The following is a 19098-nucleotide window of genomic DNA, read 5'->3' as shown; positions in this document are numbered from 1 at the left end:
CAGCATTGAAGAAAAGGATTTGGATGATCGTGGCGGCAGCAGCCATGATGATTACCGCATGCCAACAGGCGGAGATGGAGGCAGAAGCGGATACGGATACAGCAGAGCCGGTCGTTCTGACTCTTGCGAATAATCTTCCGTCGGACAGCTGCACCAGCGCAGCCATTGAATGGTTTGCGGACCAGGTGGAAGAGCGCAGCGACGGACGCATCCACATTGAGGTATATAACGACAGCGCGCTGGGGGATTCATTCTCCTGTCTCGAACAGCTCCAGTACGGCAGCATCGACATGGTAAAGACCGACGTGTCAGTTATGACCAACTATGTACCGGAATTTCATGCATTTGTGATGCCCTATGTGTACGAGGATACGGAGCATTTCCGGAAGGTGCACGGCGGCGATATCGGGATGGCAGTGCTCCGGGGGGAGTCCATGGAGAAGCTGCATATGTATGGACTGACTTATTATGACGGCGGAGCCAGGTGCTTTTACTCAAAGAAGCCGGTTTATGGCCCTTCAGATATGGAAGGGATGCTGGTGCGTGTGCAGGAATCGCGGCTGATGATGTCCATGGTAGAGGAGCTTGGCGGGATTCCGGTGGTGCTGGAATATGGCGATGTGTATGCGGCGCTTCAGGAAGGCGCGGTGTCAGCGGCGGAGAATTCCATGGTGAATTATCTGGAACAGGGATATGAAAGGGTGGCGCCGTATTTCGTGGAGGACGCCCACACCAGGAATGCAGACATGCTGGTCATGAGCGAGGTGAGCCGTGGGAAGCTGGAGGAGAAGGATCTGGAGATGATAGACGAGACTGCGCTGGAATCGTGGGCCTATCAGCAGAAGCTGTGGGATGAGGCCGAGGTAAAGGCGCGGCAGGAGATGGAAAAACGCCAGGTTACGATCATTGTGCCGACGGATGAGCAGCTTTTGGCGTTCCGCAAGGCATGTGAACCCATATGGTCGGCTTATGAGAGCGGTGCCTATCTTGACGTGATCGACCGGATCGTAGCGGCCGGAAGAATGTAAATAGTTGACAGATAAGGAGCAGAGATATGGAAACGGATAAGCAGCATCAGGCAGGAGGCGGGCAGCCCCACAAGCGCAGAGTGCGCTACAAAGGAACCCATCCGAAAAATTACAAAGAAAAATATAAGGAGCTGAACCCGGAAAAATACGCCGATACCGTAGAAAAGGTCATCCAGAAGGGCAGCACGCCGGCAGGGATGCACATTTCTATCTGTGTCAATGAAATCCTGGGATTTTTACAGATCCGTCCGGGCCAGAAAGGGCTGGACGCGACGCTTGGATATGGCGGGCATACCCAGGCCATGTTAAAATGCCTGGAAGGCGATGGGCATATCTATGCTCTGGACGTAGACCCGATCGAGTCTGCGAAGACGAAAAAGCGTCTGGCAGATCTGGGGTATGGGGAGGAGATCCTGACGATCCGCCAGATGAATTTCGCGGATATCGACCAGATCGCACAGGAGGCAGGACCGTTTGATTTCGTCCTGGCGGACTTAGGCGTGTCGTCCATGCAGATCGACAACCCGGAGCGCGGATTTTCCTACAAGTTTGAAGGGCCGCTGGACCTTCGTCTGAATCCGGAGAAGGGGATCACGGCGGCAGAAAGGCTGCGGACCATCGATCAGGAGGAGCTGACGGGGATGCTCCTGGAGAATGCGGATGAGCCTTATGCGGCGGAGATCGCGGAGGCAATCGTCAGAGAGGTCCGTCATGGGAAACCGGTGGATACGACCACGAGGGTCAGGGAGATCATTGAAAAGACTCTGTCATTTATACCTGAGGATAAGAGGAAGGATGCGGTGAAAAAGTCCTGCGCCCGGACTTTCCAGGCGCTGAGGATCGATATCAACAGCGAGTTTGAAGTGCTTTATGCATTTCTGGACAAGCTGCCCCATGTGCTGGCTCCCGGGGGCCGCGCAGCGATCCTGACCTTTCATTCCGGTGAGGACCGTCTCGTAAAAAAGTCATTTAAACAATATAAGAAAGCGGGGCTTTACAGCGATATCGCGGAGGAGGTCATCCGGCCTTCCGCCGAGGAATGCGTGCGCAACAGCCGGGCCAAATCTACAAAGATGCGGTGGGCGGTACGGGCGTGACTGTTATCTCAAATAACAAAGAATCCTGCTTGCAGGATTCTCCGCCTGCGGCAGGTCGCTTCAGCGACATCATTCATCTCCGCCGCAGTGCGATCCTGCCCGGAGGGCTTTTTATATAACAGGACGAACTTTCCTGTTATATAAAAAAGCGCCGAAGAATCAGCGATATCAAGATTCTTCGGCGCTTTAAAATATGTCCCTATCTGCAGTCTACCAGCTCATACTCCCGGCTTCCCAGGCCGATCTTCTCGGCGTGCTCTAAGCAGGCGCGCCACTCGGATTCCGGTGTGGAATTCTTGAAATGGTCGTGGTGGTCGTGGAAATGCGGGTCCGCCAGATGGTCGGACAGCTGGCTGTTCGGCATCGGAGCGGCTGCAAGGCAGGCGTCCACGCAGGCCTGGTCTAAGGCCAGCGGGTCAAAGGATGCGAACATACCGATGTTCGGAAGGATCGGCGCGTCATTCTCACCATGGCAGTCACAGTTGGGGGACACATCCACGATCAGGGAGATGTGGAAGTTCGGGCGCCCGTCCACGACAGCCTTGGTGTATTCCGCAATGCGGCGGTCCAACAGCTCCACGGCGTCATCTCCGCTGAAGTTGATGGCGTCGAAGTTGCAGGCGCCCAGGCAGCGTCCGCAGCCCACGCAGTTGTCCAGATCCACATGCATTTTTTTCGTGCTCTCGTCAAAGACAAGACCGCTGTTGGCACATTCCCGCTGGCATTTTGTACAGCCGCGGCATAACGCTTCATCAATGACGGGCTTGCCGCTGCAGTGCTGTTCTTTCTTGCCCGCACGGGAACCGCAGCCCATGCCGATATTCTTGAGGGCGCCGCCAAAACCAGTCGCCTCATGTCCTTTAAAGTGGGTGAGGCTGATAAATACATCTGCATCCATCACGGCGCGTCCGATCATTGCTTCCTTTACATATTCGCCTCCGACAACCGGCACTCCGATATCGTCTGTTCCCTTTAAGCCGTCGCCGATGATGATCGGGCAGCCGACGGTCAGCGGGGTAAATCCGTTCTCCCATGCACATTCCAGGTGCTCCAGCGCATTCTTGCGGCTGCCTGGATACATGGTGTTGCAGTCGGTTAAAAATGGCTTTCCGCCCAGTTCCTTTACCACGTCCACCACAGCCCTTGCATAGTTGGGCCGCAGGAAACTGATATTCCCCAGCTCGCCGAAATGCATCTTGATGGCGACGAACTTCCCGTCCATGTCAATATCGCCGATCCCGGCTTTTTTGATCAGCTTTTTAAGCTTCATTGTGAGTCCGTCCCCAAATGCAACGGTGCGGAAATCTGTAAAATACACTTTTGATTTTTCCATATGTAATACTCCTTTTCCTGGTGAAATAGACACATCTCATTAAGTGTTCCTATTATACAATAAATGAGAAAAAGTATCAATCAATAAAGAGCATATCATCTGGAGTGCGCTCCAAGTCAAGCGCTTTTTATCTTGGGTTTGCTTTGTGTTTCCGCATTTTGCCGCGGCTTTCCTGATGTTCTGCAAAATTTATCAGTTCAATAAACATTCCAAAATATTATTGACAATGATAAAATTATACCATTTTACATTATGGATCTCAATGCGCTATAGTAAACTCAACAAACAATCAGCAGGTCTTAGGAGGAAATGAAGATGTACATGCAAAAATATCCCTGTGTCTACATGAGGGGCGGTACCAGCAAGGCCGTGTTTTTCCATGAAAAGGATCTCCCGGAGGATAAAAACACCTGGGATGAGATCTTTATGAAGGTTATGGGGACGCCAGATGTGAAGCAGATTGACGGGATGGGGGGAACCGTTTCTTCCACCAGTAAGATTGCGGTCATATCCCCGTCGGACCGCGAGGATGTGGACGTGAACTATACCTTTCGCCAGGTGGATATTGTGATCCCGCGGGTGGATGGAAGCGCCAACTGCGGCAACATATCCTCGGCTGTGGGGCCGTTTGCCATTGATGAAGGACTGGTAAAAGCGGTGGAGCCGGTGACGGTGGTGCGTGTGCTCAACACCAATACCAACAAGATCATCGAGGAGCATGTGCGCGTAAAAGACGGGAAAGCCATGGTTCACGGAGATGAGGCCATCAAAGGCGTTCCGGGGACAGGCTCCAGGATCGATATGTATTTTGAGGACCCGGCAGGCTCTAAAACTGGAAAACTGTTCCCCACCGGGAATAAAAAAGATATGTTTGATGTGCCGGGGTATGGCAGTATCGAGGTCACAGTGCTGGACTGCTCCAATCCGATGGTATTTATCCGGGCAAAGGATCTGGGGATCAGGGGGACTGAGCTGGTGGAGCTGAACAATAATAAAACAGTGATGGAACATATTGAGCGGATCCGCTGCATGGCAGCCGTAAAATGCGGCTTTGTGGAAAATTGGGAGGATGCCAGGACGAAATCCACCTCAGCGCCGAAGGTTTCCATTATCTCCGAGCCACAGGATTATACCGACATGGACAAGAACCAGGTGGAGGCCGGGAGTATGGATCTCTGCTGCCGGGCCATTTCCGTAGGAGCGCTCCACAAGGCATACCCGATGACGGTGGCTGTGGGGACCGGCGCAGCAGCGCGGATACCGGGAACGATCGTGAATGATATAGCGAAACCGGCTGCGGACCAGGATATGATACGGATCGGACATTCCAGCGGCGTGACGGAGGTGGATGTGAAAATGGACGGCGAGCGGGTCTTAAAGGGCGGCGTGACCAGAACCGCCAGAAGGATCATGGACGGCTGGGTGTATGTGAGAGACTGACAGACAGGGAGGAAAAGAAAACATGGTAACACTTCATAAAGGAAAACATTTTATTCTGGATAACAGCCGGATCGCCGGGAAACATGAGGCCGTAGATATTGACCCGGAGAGTGCGGCAAAACAGACTATAACGTATCAGGTGCTGGAGAAACACAATCACTCCGGCAGCATGGAGCATTTACAGATCCAGTTTGATTCCATGGGCGTCTACGACAATACATACGTCGGAATCCTGCAGACTGCTTATGCCAGCGGGCTGAAAGAATTTCCGATGCCGTGCGTATTTACCAACTGCCATAACTGCCTGTGCGCTGTGGGAGGTACGATCAATACGGATGTGCACAAATATGCGGAATCGGCCTGCAGAAAATCCGGCGGTATATTCGTCCCGCCCCATGAGGCTGTCATCCACCAGTATATGAGGGAGATGATCGTAAAATCCGGCGATATGTCCATCGTCTCCGATTCTCATACCCGTTATGGGACCCAGGGGTCCCTTTCGATCGGCGAGGGAGGGCCGGAGCTGGCGAAAGCTATGCTGGGCAAGTACTACGAGCTCGATTACCCGGAGGTGATCGCCGTATTCCTGACGGGTGCTCCGAAGCCGTGGGTCGGCCCGATGGATGTCGCCTTAAGCCTGATCGGGAATGTATTTAAGAACAACTTTGTAAAGAACAAGGTCCTGGAGTTTGTGGGGCCTGGAGTGGCGGGACTTTCCATGGATTTTCGGAATGGGATCGACACCATGACTACCGAGTCCGCCTGCCTGTCCTCCCTCTGGCAGACCGATGACCGGACAAAAGAGTATTTTGCGGTTCACAAGCGTCCCCAGGACTTTCGGCGGATGGAGCCGGGAAAGACTGCGCTCTATGACGGCGTTGTGGAGATCAATCTGGACACCATCGTTCCGATGATCGCTCTGCCATTCCATCCAAGCAATGCGTATCCGCTGGCCGATGTGATCGCAGAACCGGAAAAATACCTTGCCATGGTGGAAGAAGAGGCAAAGAAAGTATTTGAAAACAACAGAGACATTCATCTGGATTTGCGCTCCAAGATCCATGACGGCCGGATCAAGGTGGACCAGGCGGCAATCGCAGGATGCGCGGCAGGCTCTTTTGAGAATATCTATGCAGTGGACCAGATCGCAAAATACTATGATCATGGCCTGGGCACCTTCCCCCTCAACATCTATCCGGCGTCCCAGCCGATCATGCATGAGCTGAACCGTGTCGGCGTACTGAATGACCTGATGACCTTTGGAGTACGTGTAAAAACAGCATTTTGCGGGCCGTGCTTCGGCGCCTCCGACGCACCGGGAAACAATGACTTCTGTATCCGGCACAGCACCAGGAACTTCCCGAACCGGGAGGGCTCCAACCCGGCAACCGGACAGATCGCTTCCGTTGCGCTGATGGACTCCAAGTCGATCGCGGCGACGGCATTTAACGGCGGTTACCTGACCTCTGCCGAGGACTGTCCGGTGAAGTTTGCAGTTCCGGAATATCATTTTAATGAAAAAATCTATGATAATATAGTCTACAATGGTTTTGGACATGCAAAGCCGGAGACTGAGCTGGTATATGGCCCATCTATCAAGGACTGGCCGGAGATGGCAGAGCTGACCGACAACCTGCTCTTAAAGGTGGCGAGCGTGATACGTGATGAGGTGACGACCACCGACGAGCTGATCCCCTCCGGGGAAACGGCGTCCTACCGGTCGAACCCATACAAGATTTCCGAGTATACCCTGATAAGGAAGGACCCGGATTATGTGGGGAATGCAAAAGCAGCCCAGGATTATGAGAAAGCGCGGCGTGCCGGAGACAGGGAGACAACCGGTGAATTTTATCAGATTCTGAAAGCAGCAGGCGTGGATGCACCGGTGGAAGAACTGATGAAGACCACCGGGATCGGCTCCGTCCTCTACGCAAAACGTCCCGGCGACGGTTCTGCCAGGGAGTATGCGGCAAGCTGCCAGAAGGTGCTGGGCGGCCTCGCCAATATCTGCATCGAGTATGCCACCAAACGTTACCGCAGTAACTGTGTGAACTGGGGGATCTTACCATTTACGTACCCGGTGGCGGAGGTGGATTTAGAGCCGGGCGAGTATCTGTACCTGCCGGGCATCCGCAGGGCAGTGGCAGAAGGTGCGCAGATGGTGGATGCAGTTGTGATCGGTCGTGATGGAAGCACGCGGCATATGGAATTGGAGCTTAAAGACGTCACAGAGGCGGAGAAGCAGGTGCTGCTGGCGGGTAGTCTGATCAATTTTTATAAGCAGGAGAAGAGATAGGGAGCTTTGCGGCCAGCGGATAGTACTGAATGTGTATAGTCCGCTGGCTCTTCGGGGGCTTATTCTTTAGGGGTGTTTTCTCTTACTACCCGGCAGGGATTACCATATGCAATGGTATTGTCCGGAATATCTTTTGTAACAATACTTCCTGCCCCAATTACAACATTGTTTCCGATCGTAACGCCTGGCATAATGATAGCACCCCCGCCAATCCAAACATTATCTCCTATTATAACTGGTGCCGTTTGAGTTTTACAAAACTCAAATGAACCGTCGTCCTTAGGAGCACCAAAGCGTTCAAGTGCATTTGTAGGGTGATATGCGGTATATATCTGTACATTTGGAGCAATTAAAGCATTATCTCCAATACGAATGATATTGTCATCTAGAAATGTACAATTCATATTTACTTCGCAATTGTTGCCAAAATAAATATTATTACCATAATCAACGAAAAATGGTGCAGTAATCCAAAGATTAGTCCCTTTTCCCCCTAACATTTCATTTAAAATTCTTTCTTTTTTGGGGGCGTCAGCAGAGTCTGTTTGATTATAATCCCTTGCTAAATCTTTTGCTTTATGCCATTGAGTTAGTAATTCAGCATCCCCACAATCATAAAGTTGCCCTGCCAACATTTTTTCTCTTTCCGTCATAATTTGCCTCCAATATACATCCTGCTTGAAACATAATTATCTTTTTTCTGAGCTGCCGCTTACGTCACCTGCTGCTCCAAAACAAAATACGAATCGTATTTTGTCCCATCATGTCCTGTTAGTTTTTCCTCCGTGAGTTCAAATCCTAACTGTTTCAATGCCCTGATCCGTTCTGTCGCTGAGGCGATTGCTTTTGTGGCAATTTTATCACAAAGAAACAGGATGTATGCAGGTTTGATGATCAATTCTAATATTTTTATAATCTCATCCGAGATTTCATAGTCACTCCGGATGTCCAGCCTGAGTAAACCGCAATTTGTAAAATAATCATCAGAATCTCTGTGAAAAAGCTCGATTGTTCCGATTGCTTCCTCTGTTTCTTTTGATATGATAGTCCACCGCACAAATCCCGCCCTATTGTACTCAAAGAGCCAATAATCAATAGCCTGCGCCATTCTGCTTTCCGTTGTATAGTAGAAATCATCCCCACCACAATTATCACTGTTGAAAAAAGGTACCGCCTTTTTGTCTGAATAAACTTTTAGTAAATCCAATTTATCCTTCTGGCTGACCAGCCTCAAAATATAGTCGGCATTCTCATATTCAGTATAATTTTCATAAACATTTTCCATAGTTCGTCTCCTCTGTCAGGTCTGCTTTCTTTTTCCTAAATCTTTCTGCTTCAAAGCATTGATAGACTCATTCATGTAAAATACTCCCTTCAGACAAAAATAAAGCCTGTTATTTTTTTATGCGTGTGACAACAGGGGAAAGAGAGCTTTTCTCTCTCAATACTTTCTAAATCCTTTCCACGATAGAACAGGCGGGTATCCTCTCTGTCATCATAGACAGACGCTTCAAACATAGGAAGGTCCCTGGAAGCAGGCGGGAAACCTGGGATCAGGGAAGTATACTTGGCATCAATATGCGAAATGACAGCTTCCAGTGAAATCTGCTGTTTACTTATAATACTTTGGAGGATCAGCGTATCTCCCTCCTGCTCCATAACGGCAAAACAGTCCAGGTCGTCTGCGTAATATACATTTTGCAGATCAGCAGTGTAAAACATCTGTAGTCCAAATTTGTTGACGTGTTCTAAAGCTGAATTTACAGCACAGTTTTTTACAGCATCCATATATTTCCGCCTGACCTGTTCGTCCTGACCATCCGTTTTTTTAAATCCGGCACTGCGATTCACGCTGCCTGACCATTCCTGTTTCAATTTGTATTGATATTGACAGCTTTCCTTAAAGCCTGTTTTCCGATAGAAGCCCAGGGCGTCCGGATTGCTGAACAGGTAGATTCCATCGCACTTGGTTTCATATTCTTTTAATACATGTTTGATCAGCTTTTCTGCAAGCCCTTTTTTCCGGAATGGTTCATCTGTCATAACGGTTCCAAGCTGTATGTAATACTTAGGGACGCCGTTTTGAATAAAATGCATCCTGTTTGCCGAAACATTTGCCAGGATTTTTCCATCTTCCATAAATGAATATGGAATATAATCTCCTTCAAAATACCCACCGGCCATCCAATTTTCAAAATCAAACCCGTAGATCTTCTGTGTCAAAGTGTTTAACTTATGCCGCAATGCGGCATTTTCCATATAATCAAAAATAAGCTCCATAGCTTCCTCCGTAATTCTGGATTTAACGAAAAGCGCATCCTATCGGTTCCCCGGCCGTATATGCTCTGGGACCAGATCGGTCAGGTACTGGATGAACAGGCCTGCCTGGGGCAGGTTTTTGTAGGCGTTGCGGTACAATAAAAAGGTGGTCCGGGTGATGGGAGTACCGTCTTTTAAATACATGGGCTTTATATTGCAGTCCGCGTCCTTTAGTACAATACTTGGAAGGATCGTCCATCCAAACCCGTTCTTAGCCATGTCAAGGCAGATGTCCATATCGTCAATGTGAATATTCTTTTTGGTCTGTATCAGCTCCTGCTCGGCGAGATAGCGCTGGATGCTGGTGGTCAGGGACGGGTCCGTGTGGCGGTTGATATAAGGGAGCGCGGACAGTTCATCCCAGCGGATGTCCCGGTGGTAGACGACGCAGAGCGGTTCCTCAGCCAGAAGGACTTTTCCCTCATACCAGGGGTAATCGCCGCGGACGACAGCGAGGGACAGTTCCTCGGAGCTTAGCATCTGGTAGAGGCGCTGGCTGAATCCGGTGGTGATATTGACTGAAACGGAGGGGAAGTCTGCCACGTATTTCTGGAGCATGGCAGGAAGGCAGTAGCGGGCATAGTTGACGGCGATCCCGGCCTCCAGCGTGCCGGAGACCTGGTTTAAGCTTACGTCTGCAAACTCCTGAAGCTCGTTCATACCGCTTATGATGACCCGGGCATATTCGATGACTTTTTCGCCCAAAGGGGTAAAAACAATGCCCTTCTGGTGCCGCAGCAGCACCGGGGCTCCCAGGTCATGCTCCAGATTCTGGATCCTCTTGCTGAGGGCCGGCTGTGTGATGAAAAGGCGTTCAGCCGTTTTGGTAATGTTCTTTGTCTCATTCAGGGACAGGATGATCTGCGCGTCTTTTAAGTTCATGGAGGCTCCTTTTTTAATTCGTTTACAACCCGTCTATAACCTGTTTAGCGAGGTAGGATCAGGAAATGTAAGTATCTTAAGTTTATCACAAAAAGCTATAAAAAGATATTGATTATGACAAAAACGATAAAAAAAAGTTATGCTAAATCATAAAAACATACGATTATACAAAGAAATCCAATGTTGCTAAAATAAAGGAAAAGGAGGGGGAACAAAAAATGAATGAATTGACTGGTCTGGCGGAATTCATCGTCCGGTTGAAGCTGGAGGATGTTCCGGATAAGGTAAAATGCACGGCTGCGGACTGTATTCTGGATACGGTTCCGGTTGCAGCAGGGGCGTGGAAACGCGGCCTGCTCCGGGATGTGGCGGAAGTCCTCACCCTGGAGACCGGGGGATGTGAACAGGCGGTATCGGTTTGGGGGACCGGTGAGACCGCCATATTATCTCAGGCGGTCCTGCTGAATGGAATGGCGGCCCATTCGATGGAGCTGGACGACGTACACACCAGATCCAAGACACATATCGGGGCAGTGGTCATACCGGCGGCATGGGGGATGGCGGAATATCTGCAAAAGGGACCGGAGGACCTTCTGCTGGCAGTCATATGCGGGTATGAGGTGACAGCGAGGATCGGCATGGCGTTTGGCGTATCCGCCCACAGGAAAAAGGGCTGGCATGCCACATCCACCGCAGGTACTTTTGGAGCGGCGGCAGCCTGCGGAAAGCTGCTGGGGCTGTCGGCGGATCAGATGGCGGCGGCCCTTGGCCTGGCGGGAACCCAGTCCTTTGGAGTCTGGGCGTTTCTGGCTGACGGGGCCAACTGCAAGATCCTGCATCCGGGAAGGGCTGCGGCAAATGGAACAGAGGCGGCGCTGCTTGCCCAGGCGGGCATGACCGGCTCCCGGTATATACTGGAGGCAAAAGACGGAGGCCTGCTGGCCGCCATGTCGGATGAACCGGAGCTGTCCTGGGTGGACTGGAAGCTGGGAGAAAGCTGGGAGATCTGCCACATGGATAAAAAACCGTATCCATGCTGCAGAAGTACCCATTGCGCCATTGACGCCGCCCTTGCCCTGAGAGAAGAACCGGGCGTTTGCGGGGGAGCCGGTCTGGGAAAAGAAAGTATGCCGGATCTGGATACGGTCGGCGAGATCGATGTCTTTACTTATCTCATCGGCAACCAGCAGTGCGGCATGAGCGAGGGGAGCAGAGAACCGAAAAATGTGGTGGATGCAAAATTTTCCACACCATTTACCGTGGCCTGCGCATTGCTTTATGGGAGCGTGACGGAGGAGTATTTTACAGAAGAGGTCATTAGTGACAGACGTATACAGGATCTTCTGCATAAGGTGAGGGTGATCACGGATGAAGATTTCACGGAAAAGTATCCACAGCACTGGGGCTGCAAAATGGTGCTGCGGATGAAGGACGGCAGCGTCTATAGCCGTGAGATCGCGGACGCCTCCGGCAGTCCGGAAATGCCGCCGTCACAAAAGCAGAAAACAGATAAGGCGCTTGCTGCGCTGAGACCGGTGTACGGAGACCAGGCGGAAATGCTTTTGGATCAACTGGGGGAGGTTTTAGAGGCGGCACAGATACCGGGAGGAAAGGAGAAAAAACATGCGGATATCAGTACCATATGGAGATGGAAGCCAGGAAGCCGAGATCAGAGGGGACCACAGCGTCAGGATCATTGACGCGGCAGTCAGTCCGGCTGCGGGACCGGTGGAGGAGATGATCCGGGAGGCGCTTGACCATCCGGTCGGGACGCCGGGATTGGAACAGCTGGTCGGACCGCAGGACCGGATCGCCATAATCATGAACGATCAGACCAGGCCGGGACCCAATGGAGAGATCCTTGAGGAGATCATGAAACGGCTTAAGACGGCAGGCGTGCCGGATGACCATGTGCTGGTCGTGATTGCTACGGGAACTCACCGTGCACCTGAGGAAGAAGAACTGAAGACTATTATGGGAACTGTTTTTTATGGTACCCTAGCGGTCCATATCCACGACTGCCGGGATGGTTCCCACGTCTATCTGGGAGAAACGAAAACGGGAATGCCGCTGTGGATCAACAGGCAGGTGGCAGAGGCGGATTTTGTTATAGCAACAGGACTGATCGCACCGCATCATACAGCAGGATTCAGCGGCGGCAGAAAAAGCATTGTCCCGGGTGTGGCCGGAATGGAGACGCTGCGGATCCACCACTCTCTGCCGGTCCGGCCTTACGAGCCGTCCATGGGGATCGCTGAGGGCAATCCATTCCATGAGACCGCTCTTGAGGCGGCCAAATTCGTAAAAGTGGGGTTTATCGTCAATGTGGTCCAGGACGCCCACAAACAAAACGTGGGCTGCGTGGCTGGAGATATGGAAGAAGCCCATCAAAAAGGAATGGAGATCTGCCGCCGGTTTAATTCCGTAGAGGTCCCGGAGCCTGCTGATATTGTGATCACCAGCCCGGGAGGAGCGCCGCGCGACTGCAATCTTTACCAGTCCCAGAAGGCCATCTCCGCAGCGGAGCTGTTTGCGAGAAAGGAAGGGGCAGTATTCATTCTCTGCGCCAGAGCAGAGGACGGGATCGGAGGGAAGCTTTTGGAAGAATGGCTGGAGGAGGCAGACGGGCCGCAGGAGGTGATCGACCGTTTTCGTAAGGTTGGATTCCAGGGCGGGAATAACAAGGCGTTTATGTTCGCACGGGCCATGCTGAAGGGAGAGGTCATCGTGGTCAGCGACCGTCTGGATCCGGAAAAATTGGAAAAAATGATGCTCTCCTGGGCGCCGGATCTGCAGACTGCAGTGGACCGGGTCGTGGATGAGTCCGGAAACCAGAGCATTATCGTGCTTCCTCGGGCGGTGAACCTGATTCCGGCATTTCCAAAATAAAATATAAATAAGTCTTATGGATCAAGATAAAAAAAGACCATTTTACAAGGTTGTTAAAAGATTCTATAGTATAGGTGGGCAACCATATCTGGTAGCATTTTGCGGGGGTGAGATGACTGCCGGAACAAAAGGAGAAAGGGGTAACATTTATGAAAAAAATGAGTTTATTGGCAGCAGGTATCGTATTGGCAATGGGACTTAGTGCCTGTGGACAGCAGGCGGGCCAGGGAGCGGAAGCGGCAAAGACAGAGGCTGTTCAGGCGGAGATAGCAAAGTCTGAGGAGGGAAAAACGGCTGAAACGGATTCGAAAAGCTCTGGCGGAGCAGCAGGAGCAGGTTCCGGTTCGGAGCAGATGCCGGAGTTCAATTACAACATTACCATGCCCACCGGCTCCATGGGCGGAAGCTACTATACGATCGGAACGGCGATGTCAGAGCTTTTTACAAGCGGGATGAACGGGGTTACAGTCAGCGCTTCTGCCGCCAATACCTCAGACAATATTGCCGCGTTAGTCAACAATGAGACGATCATGGCCATGGCGGGCGCGCCTGATTACGTGTTTGTTATGGAGGAGCTTCCCACAGAATCTGCGGATATCAGCTCCATCGGCGTATTCAACCAGCTGGTATCTGTGATCGTGGTGAACGCGGACAGCTCGCATCAGAGCATCGATGACCTGGTCGGGAAGAAGATCAACCTGGGAGCTGCCGGTTCCGGACAGTGTCTGTTTAACCAGGCTCTTTTAAAAGCGGCGGGCTACAGCGAAAAAGATTTTAAGTGCGAGTATCTGTCTCAGGGAGATGCCAGCGAAGCCTTCGCGGAAGGAAAACTGGACGCTGTATTTGCCTTTATCAGCCTGCCGGCAAGCGCCATTGCCCAGATGACGGCAACCTCTGACTGCAGGATCCTGCAGCTGGATCCGGATTTCCTGGCAAAGTTTGCAGAGGAGTATCCGTATTACAAAATCTGCGAGGTGGATCCGGACGTAGTGCCGGATTGCGGAGTGACGGAAAGCTATCAGTCGGTTTCCCAGTATGGAGAGCTGCTTGTGAGGACCGATACGGACGAAGAATTTGTTTACTGGCTGGCCAGGACGTTATTCGAGCAGTACGACAAGCTGATCGCGGCGGCTCCGGGAGCCTCTGTCTGCACAGCAGAAAACTCTGTAAAAGATACGGCGTTCAATCTGCATCCGGGCGCAGTGCGGTATTTCCAGGAGCTGGGAATTAACTAGGAACTGGTGTCTGGGCCAGATGGAGAGTGGAGGGAGAAGATTACGTGGATAAGAATGGTGTTTTACGCTTTAGGAAAGCCGCCAGAATCCTGTTGATGATATTTGCTTTTGGCATGGTCCTCTTTCATGAATATACGACGGCAACCCTGCCGCTGACCGGATTCATGCAGACAGCGGTGCACTTGGGACTTGCCATGAGTGTGGTGTGCTGTGCGGCCATTGCCAAAAGCGACAGTGAAAAGCTCACGCGCCATGATGTGTTATTAAGTGTGATGCTTCTGATGGCGCTGGCATTTAATATCCGGATCCTGGCGACGGGCGGATTCATCTCGGCCAAGATGACAGCCAACATCTCAACCTTTGATATGATATTTGCCGTCTTCGCTGTGACTGCGGTGCTTTATATGACAAAACAGGCGATCGGCATGGCGATGGTCATCGTTGCGCTGGTATTTCTGGCATATGCATTTCTGGGGCCGTATCTTCCGGGAATCCTGTCACACAACGGGATCACGCTTAAGAGGATGCTGAGCACGGTATACCTGACCAATGAGGGGATCTTCGGGTCCTCCCTGCAGGTCAGCGCAAGTGAGATCTTTCCCCTGATGATGTATGGCGGGATCATGGTAGGACTGGGCGGCGACAGCCTGCTGATGGGACTCGCCATGAAGGCCCTCGGCATGTTCCGGGGCGGCATCGCCAAGGTTTCGGTACTGGCCTCAGCCCTGTTTGGCATGCTGTCCGGCGCGGGCCCGGCCAATGCAGCCACCACAGGCGCCTTTACGATCCCCATGATGAAAAAGTACGGATACGAGGGGCATTTTGCCGGAGCTGTGGAAGCGACTGCCAGTGTAGGCGGGCAGATCATGCCTCCGATCATGGGCGCCTCAGCGTTTATTATGGCGGAGTATCTGGGAATCAGCTATGGAAAACTGGTGCTGTGTGCATTTCCTGCGGCGATCCTGTATTATTTTGCAATCTTCCTGGCAGTGGATATTGAGGCTCAGAAACGGAATCTGACGGGACTTCCAAGAGAAGAGATTCCGGAACTGAAACCGGTACTGAGGGAGCACTGGCATCTGATGATCTCGGTGGCGGTCCTGGTCATTCTTCTGGTATTTTTCGGATATGGGCCGGGGGCGGCAGGTTTCTGGGCAACGGTAGTGATGGCAGCCAGCGAACTCATCAACTGTGCAGTCAGGAAAAAGAAGCTGGACTGGAAAGAACTGGCGGCATATCTCGTGGACTGCACCCGCAAAGCATCCAGTATCGCGATCTCCTGCGCCTGTGCAGGGATCATCTTAAGCGTGGTAGACCGCTCCGGCCTGGCGATCAAGATGACCAGTATGATGATGCTGGTGTCCGGCGGTCATTTGATCATTATGCTGATCATGGCGGCGTTTGCATCCATGATCATGGGAATGGCGCTGCCTACCGTCGCCTGCTATATTATCGTGGCGACGATGGTTGCTCCGTCGCTGATCGCGGCAGGTGTCAATATGTATGCGGCGCATTTCTTCTCGTTTTACTTTGCGATCGTGTCCAATATCACGCCGCCGGTGGCGCTTACGGCCTTTGTAGCAGCGGGCATTGCCAAATCCGATCCGATCAAAACAGCGGCTACAGCCAGCCGTATCGGGATTGCGGCTTATATCCTGCCATTTTTATTTGTGTGGTATCCGGGAGTGCTTCTTCAGGGGAGCACGGGCGATATCCTGACTGCCTGCATGAGAAGCGTCTTTACGATCATTACCATTGCGGTAGCTGTCGGCGGAGGCTGGTTTAAGATACGGATCCATGCCTGGATGCGCGCCCTTATGATTGCTTCTGCACTCTGCATTTTTGCGCCGTTTACATTTTTGAATCTGCCTTCTTACTGTGTGATCGTGGGCTGCTTTGTGTTCCTTTATCTGAAGTCAAAGAAGGAATTGGCGGTAAATGAATGAGAAAGGGAGATTTATGAATATGGCAATGTTTGATATCGTGATTAAAAATGGCATTCTGATCGATCCGGCCTCCGGGACTGCGCAGAAGGGGACGATTGGCATAAAACGCGGAAGGATCGCAGCTGTTGAATATGCGCAAAATCCGGGATCTGGATTGAGCGGAACGGGGCTGATGGGATCCGGAATGATGGGATCCGAAGTAATGGGATCAGAGCTTTCAGGAGAAGAGGTGATCGATGCGGAGGGCTGTTATGTAACTCCGGGAATCATTGATTTTCATGCTCATCTCTACACGGACGGAACGGAACGGGGAGTCTATGTTGATTCCACCTGTTTTCCAAACGGCGTGACGACGGCGGTAGATGGAGGGAGCGCAGGGGTGGCGAATTATCCGCTGTTTTTAAACAGTGTGATCGCCGCCAGTAAGGTTCGTATTTTCAGTGATTTAAACCTGTGTTCTCTGGGACTGGGGACGGTCAGCTACCAGGAGAATATCGATCCGTCTTCTGTGGACGCAGAGAAGATAAGGTATTATTATCAGAAATACCGGGACAATATCCAGGCGCTGAAGCTGAGGCAGACCCGCAATATCTCAAGAGAATTTGGCTTAGAGCCGCTGCGCCTGCTGAGAAAGATCGCAGACGAGCTTGGGGCATATATTGTAGTGCATGTGACGGATTCTCCGGGGGAAGTGCGTGAGACCCTGGAGCTTCTCCGGGAAGGGGATGTGTTCTGTCACGTGTTTCACGGGAAAGGAAAGACCATACTGGACGGACAGGGAAAAATCCTTCCGGAAGTGCTGGATGCACGGGCGCGGGGCGTATTGTTTGACGCCGCCCATGGAGGGAACCAGTTTTCAAACCGGGTGGCCTTAGCGGCTCTTGACCAGGGATTCCTTCCTGATTTTATTACATCGGACATCTCGCTGAAAACGATGTACCGGGCGCCACTCTATTCTATGGGGATGGTGATGTCAAAGTTTCTGAATATGGGCATCGGGCTGGAAGAATTGATCCGGATCGTTACCCGCAATCCGGCCCAAAAGCTGGGGATGGCCCATGAGATCGGAACCCTGGAGCCGGGGGCTGCTGCTGATATTGCTGTTTTAAAGCTGGTTGGGAAGGATATGGAGTTCAACGATTCCCATGGAGTCCTGTTTAAAGGAAACCAGTTGATCAGAACCCAGATGACCATACGGGATGGGGTACCGGTGTTCAGGCAGATTGATTTTTGATGAGGTAAGTGAGGAGTATCCCGGTATAGAAAAAGAGTGGATCTGTTTGAGGATCTGCTCTTTTTTTGTCTACTACCAGTAGATTTACAACAAACCGTCGGACTGTTATAATCAGCACATAAAGATTAAGCGAAAGGAGAAACGCCATGACTGCCATGATGAATTATGTATCCAGCCAGAAACAGCAGAAAAAATGTGCTAAAAAACAGCGCATATTTGTGATGCCATTATGGGTGAGTGGAACAGGATGGAAGTCATTTGCGCCTCCTGGTTATACTGACTGATCTTCAGTCTCGCCGCTTATTCGTAATGGATAGGCGGTTTTTTTGTGTAACAGGAAAGTTCGCCCTGTTATACAAAAAAGCCCTCCGGGCGGGATCGCGCTGCGTCGGAGTAGAATGATGTCGCTGAAGCGACCCGCCGCAGGCGGAGAATCCCGCTCGCGGGATTCTTTGTGCATATAGCTCAGTTGGAAGAGCAGCCGGCTCTTAACCGGCAGGTCCCGGGTTCGAGGCCCGGTATGCGCAGTATGCAGGTGTAGCCAAGTGGTATGGCAACCGGCTTTTAACCGGTATATCGCAGGTTCGAGTCCTGCCACCTGTATTTGAGGTTTCATAGCCAAACAGATAAGGAGGGAGTCCAGCTCCCCTCTGGATTATTTTTGCGGATTGGCGCAGCTGGCAGCGCGGCCGGTTCTGACCCGGCAGGTCAAAGGTTCGAATCCTTTATCCGCAGTTACGGGAATGTGGATTATTCCCGGAGGAAACTCAAGCGGGGAATCCCTTGCACAAAAGCAGGGAGTGTAGTATGATACAGATAAATATTAAGAGAGGGAGACAAAAAGATGTTAAGAATGGATTCTCAAAAATACCAGAAGCAGCAGGAAAAACACGCTTATAAACAGCGTTTTGTTTTGTTGCCGTTATGGTATGACGAAAAATGGAGTCCGGTTTAACCTTAGAATATCCCAGATTCTCCGTCCATCAGCCATACGGCAGGTGGATTTTTTTATTTCATAGGAAAGTGCGTACTATGAAATAAAAAACGCTCCGCGAGGATCGCATTGCAGCGGTAGGGAATTATGTCGCCAAAGCGACCCGCCGCAGGCGGAGAATCCCGCGAGCGTGATTCTTTCTTACTTGGAGGATTTGGAGATGAATTACCCTGTGATCGATCCGGCGGCAACCGGTGAGCGGATTAATATGTTCCGGAAGGAAAGAGGACTAAGCGTGGCATACTTGAGAGAGTATTTTGGTCTTTCTACAACAAATGCAATTTACAAGTGGCTAAAGGGCGAGTCGCTTCCTACGCTGGACAATTTTCTTGCGTTAAGTGTTTTATTTGATGTTTCAATGAATGACTTGATTGTGTATCATTAGCGGTTGGGAGATAGGCGGAA

16 protein-coding genes and 3 tRNA genes are annotated in these 19098 nt (G+C 51.3%); 14 read left to right on the top strand and 5 right to left on the bottom strand.

What is annotated here, in order from left to right:
* Positions 1-5: 5 nt before the first annotated feature.
* Together dctP and rsmH are read left to right on the top strand one after the other, a co-directional pair.
* A complete protein-coding gene (dctP, locus tag AB1I67_RS20970) occupies positions 6-1028 on the top strand; it encodes a TRAP transporter substrate-binding protein DctP (protein ID WP_367032194.1) in 1023 nt (340 codons plus the stop codon).
* 26 nt (positions 1029-1054) lie between these two features.
* A complete protein-coding gene (gene rsmH / locus AB1I67_RS20965) occupies positions 1055-2125 on the top strand; it encodes a 16S rRNA (cytosine(1402)-N(4))-methyltransferase RsmH (RefSeq protein ID WP_367032193.1) in 1071 nt (356 codons plus the stop codon).
* Positions 2126-2324: 199 nt separating this feature from the next.
* On the opposite strand, the gene AB1I67_RS20960 is transcribed toward rsmH, so the two are convergent.
* Positions 2325-3458 carry a DUF362 domain-containing protein gene (locus AB1I67_RS20960; RefSeq protein ID WP_367032191.1) on the bottom strand — a complete coding sequence of 378 codons (1134 nt, stop codon included), beginning with the start codon at positions 3456-3458 and terminating at the stop codon, positions 2325-2327.
* Positions 3459-3773: 315 nt separating this feature from the next.
* Between AB1I67_RS20960 and AB1I67_RS20955 the strand changes: the two genes are divergently transcribed.
* Together AB1I67_RS20955 and AB1I67_RS20950 are read left to right on the top strand one after the other, a co-directional pair.
* On the top strand, positions 3774-4898 hold the full coding sequence (locus tag AB1I67_RS20955) for a PrpF domain-containing protein (RefSeq protein WP_367032190.1): 1125 nt from the start codon (positions 3774-3776) through the stop codon (positions 4896-4898).
* Between the two features lie 22 nt (positions 4899-4920).
* The gene (locus AB1I67_RS20950; RefSeq protein ID WP_367032189.1) at positions 4921-7194 is read left to right on the top strand and encodes a hydratase; all 2274 of its coding nucleotides are present in this window, start codon (positions 4921-4923) and stop codon (positions 7192-7194) included.
* A 59-nt stretch (positions 7195-7253) separates the two neighbouring features.
* On the opposite strand, the gene AB1I67_RS20945 is transcribed toward AB1I67_RS20950, so the two are convergent.
* From AB1I67_RS20945 to AB1I67_RS20930, 4 genes are all read right to left on the bottom strand, one after another.
* Positions 7254-7847 (bottom strand): sugar O-acetyltransferase, encoded by a 594-nt coding sequence (locus AB1I67_RS20945; protein ID WP_367032188.1) that lies wholly within the window; start codon positions 7845-7847, stop codon positions 7254-7256.
* Positions 7848-7906: 59 nt separating this feature from the next.
* Positions 7907-8479, bottom strand: a complete 573-nt coding sequence (locus AB1I67_RS20940) for an N-acetyltransferase (protein WP_367032187.1) — start codon at positions 8477-8479, stop codon at positions 7907-7909.
* 89 nt (positions 8480-8568) lie between these two features.
* Positions 8569-9474 carry a GNAT family N-acetyltransferase gene (locus AB1I67_RS20935; RefSeq protein ID WP_367032185.1) on the bottom strand — a complete coding sequence of 302 codons (906 nt, stop codon included), beginning with the start codon at positions 9472-9474 and terminating at the stop codon, positions 8569-8571.
* A 39-nt stretch (positions 9475-9513) separates the two neighbouring features.
* The gene (locus tag AB1I67_RS20930) at positions 9514-10395 is read right to left on the bottom strand and encodes a LysR family transcriptional regulator (RefSeq protein ID WP_367032183.1); all 882 of its coding nucleotides are present in this window, start codon (positions 10393-10395) and stop codon (positions 9514-9516) included.
* Between the two features lie 218 nt (positions 10396-10613).
* Between AB1I67_RS20930 and AB1I67_RS20925 the strand changes: the two genes are divergently transcribed.
* The 10 genes from AB1I67_RS20925 to AB1I67_RS20880 all read left to right on the top strand — a co-directional run bounded on the left by AB1I67_RS20925 (position 10614) and on the right by AB1I67_RS20880 (position 19078).
* Entirely contained in the window at positions 10614-12095 is a 1482-nt protein-coding gene (locus AB1I67_RS20925; RefSeq protein ID WP_367032181.1) for an MmgE/PrpD family protein, read from the top strand.
* On the top strand, positions 12019-13284 hold the full coding sequence (larA, locus tag AB1I67_RS20920) for a nickel-dependent lactate racemase (protein ID WP_367032180.1): 1266 nt from the start codon (positions 12019-12021) through the stop codon (positions 13282-13284). Before AB1I67_RS20925 ends, larA begins: the two co-directional genes overlap by 77 nt.
* Before the next feature lie 149 nt (positions 13285-13433).
* Positions 13434-14519, top strand: a complete 1086-nt coding sequence (locus tag AB1I67_RS20915) for a TAXI family TRAP transporter solute-binding subunit (protein WP_367032179.1) — start codon at positions 13434-13436, stop codon at positions 14517-14519.
* Positions 14520-14563: 44 nt separating this feature from the next.
* The gene (locus tag AB1I67_RS20910; RefSeq protein WP_367032177.1) at positions 14564-16465 is read left to right on the top strand and encodes a TRAP transporter fused permease subunit; all 1902 of its coding nucleotides are present in this window, start codon (positions 14564-14566) and stop codon (positions 16463-16465) included.
* A gap of 19 nt (positions 16466-16484) precedes the next feature.
* Positions 16485-17699, top strand: a complete 1215-nt coding sequence (locus AB1I67_RS20905) for an amidohydrolase family protein (RefSeq protein WP_367032176.1) — start codon at positions 16485-16487, stop codon at positions 17697-17699.
* 146 nt (positions 17700-17845) lie between these two features.
* Complete coding sequence (locus AB1I67_RS20900; protein ID WP_367032175.1) at positions 17846-17983, top strand: hypothetical protein; 138 nt, start codon at positions 17846-17848, stop codon at positions 17981-17983.
* Between the two features lie 170 nt (positions 17984-18153).
* Positions 18154-18226, top strand: a tRNA-Lys gene (locus AB1I67_RS20895).
* A 4-nt stretch (positions 18227-18230) separates the two neighbouring features.
* Positions 18231-18302 (top strand) — tRNA-Lys (locus tag AB1I67_RS20890).
* A gap of 59 nt (positions 18303-18361) precedes the next feature.
* Positions 18362-18434, top strand: a tRNA-Gln gene (locus tag AB1I67_RS20885).
* A gap of 419 nt (positions 18435-18853) precedes the next feature.
* Entirely contained in the window at positions 18854-19078 is a 225-nt protein-coding gene (locus tag AB1I67_RS20880; RefSeq protein ID WP_367032174.1) for a helix-turn-helix transcriptional regulator, read from the top strand.
* Positions 19079-19098 lie beyond the last annotated feature (20 nt).

Origin of the sequence: Clostridium sp. AN503 (assembly GCF_040719375.1) — a bacterium.
Taxonomy (GTDB): domain Bacteria; phylum Bacillota; class Clostridia; order Lachnospirales; family Lachnospiraceae; genus Brotaphodocola.
The sequence above is the reverse complement of the archived record's forward strand: the minus strand, read 5'-3'. Positions and strand labels throughout refer to the sequence as shown.

What these genes read in the sequence shown, in the direction of transcription:
- AB1I67_RS20905 (WP_367032176.1), top strand. Translation starts at nt 16,485, where the DNA reads ATGGCAATGTTTGATATCGTGATTAAAAATGGCATTCTGATCGATCCG.
- AB1I67_RS20925 (WP_367032181.1), top strand. Translation starts at nt 10,614, where the DNA reads ATGAATGAATTGACTGGTCTGGCGGAATTCATCGTCCGGTTGAAGCTG.
- AB1I67_RS20950 (WP_367032189.1), top strand. Translation starts at nt 4,921, where the DNA reads ATGGTAACACTTCATAAAGGAAAACATTTTATTCTGGATAACAGCCGG.
- AB1I67_RS20915 (WP_367032179.1), top strand. Translation starts at nt 13,434, where the DNA reads ATGAAAAAAATGAGTTTATTGGCAGCAGGTATCGTATTGGCAATGGGA.
- AB1I67_RS20945 (WP_367032188.1), bottom strand. Translation starts at nt 7,847, where the DNA reads ATGACGGAAAGAGAAAAAATGTTGGCAGGGCAACTTTATGATTGTGGG.
- AB1I67_RS20955 (WP_367032190.1), top strand. Translation starts at nt 3,774, where the DNA reads ATGTACATGCAAAAATATCCCTGTGTCTACATGAGGGGCGGTACCAGC.
- larA (WP_367032180.1), top strand. Translation starts at nt 12,019, where the DNA reads ATGCGGATATCAGTACCATATGGAGATGGAAGCCAGGAAGCCGAGATC.
- AB1I67_RS20900 (WP_367032175.1), top strand. Translation starts at nt 17,846, where the DNA reads ATGACTGCCATGATGAATTATGTATCCAGCCAGAAACAGCAGAAAAAA.
- AB1I67_RS20960 (WP_367032191.1), bottom strand. Translation starts at nt 3,458, where the DNA reads ATGGAAAAATCAAAAGTGTATTTTACAGATTTCCGCACCGTTGCATTT.
- AB1I67_RS20930 (WP_367032183.1), bottom strand. Translation starts at nt 10,395, where the DNA reads ATGAACTTAAAAGACGCGCAGATCATCCTGTCCCTGAATGAGACAAAG.
- AB1I67_RS20935 (WP_367032185.1), bottom strand. Translation starts at nt 9,474, where the DNA reads ATGGAGCTTATTTTTGATTATATGGAAAATGCCGCATTGCGGCATAAG.
- rsmH (WP_367032193.1), top strand. Translation starts at nt 1,055, where the DNA reads ATGGAAACGGATAAGCAGCATCAGGCAGGAGGCGGGCAGCCCCACAAG.
- AB1I67_RS20940 (WP_367032187.1), bottom strand. Translation starts at nt 8,479, where the DNA reads ATGGAAAATGTTTATGAAAATTATACTGAATATGAGAATGCCGACTAT.
- AB1I67_RS20880 (WP_367032174.1), top strand. Translation starts at nt 18,854, where the DNA reads ATGAATTACCCTGTGATCGATCCGGCGGCAACCGGTGAGCGGATTAAT.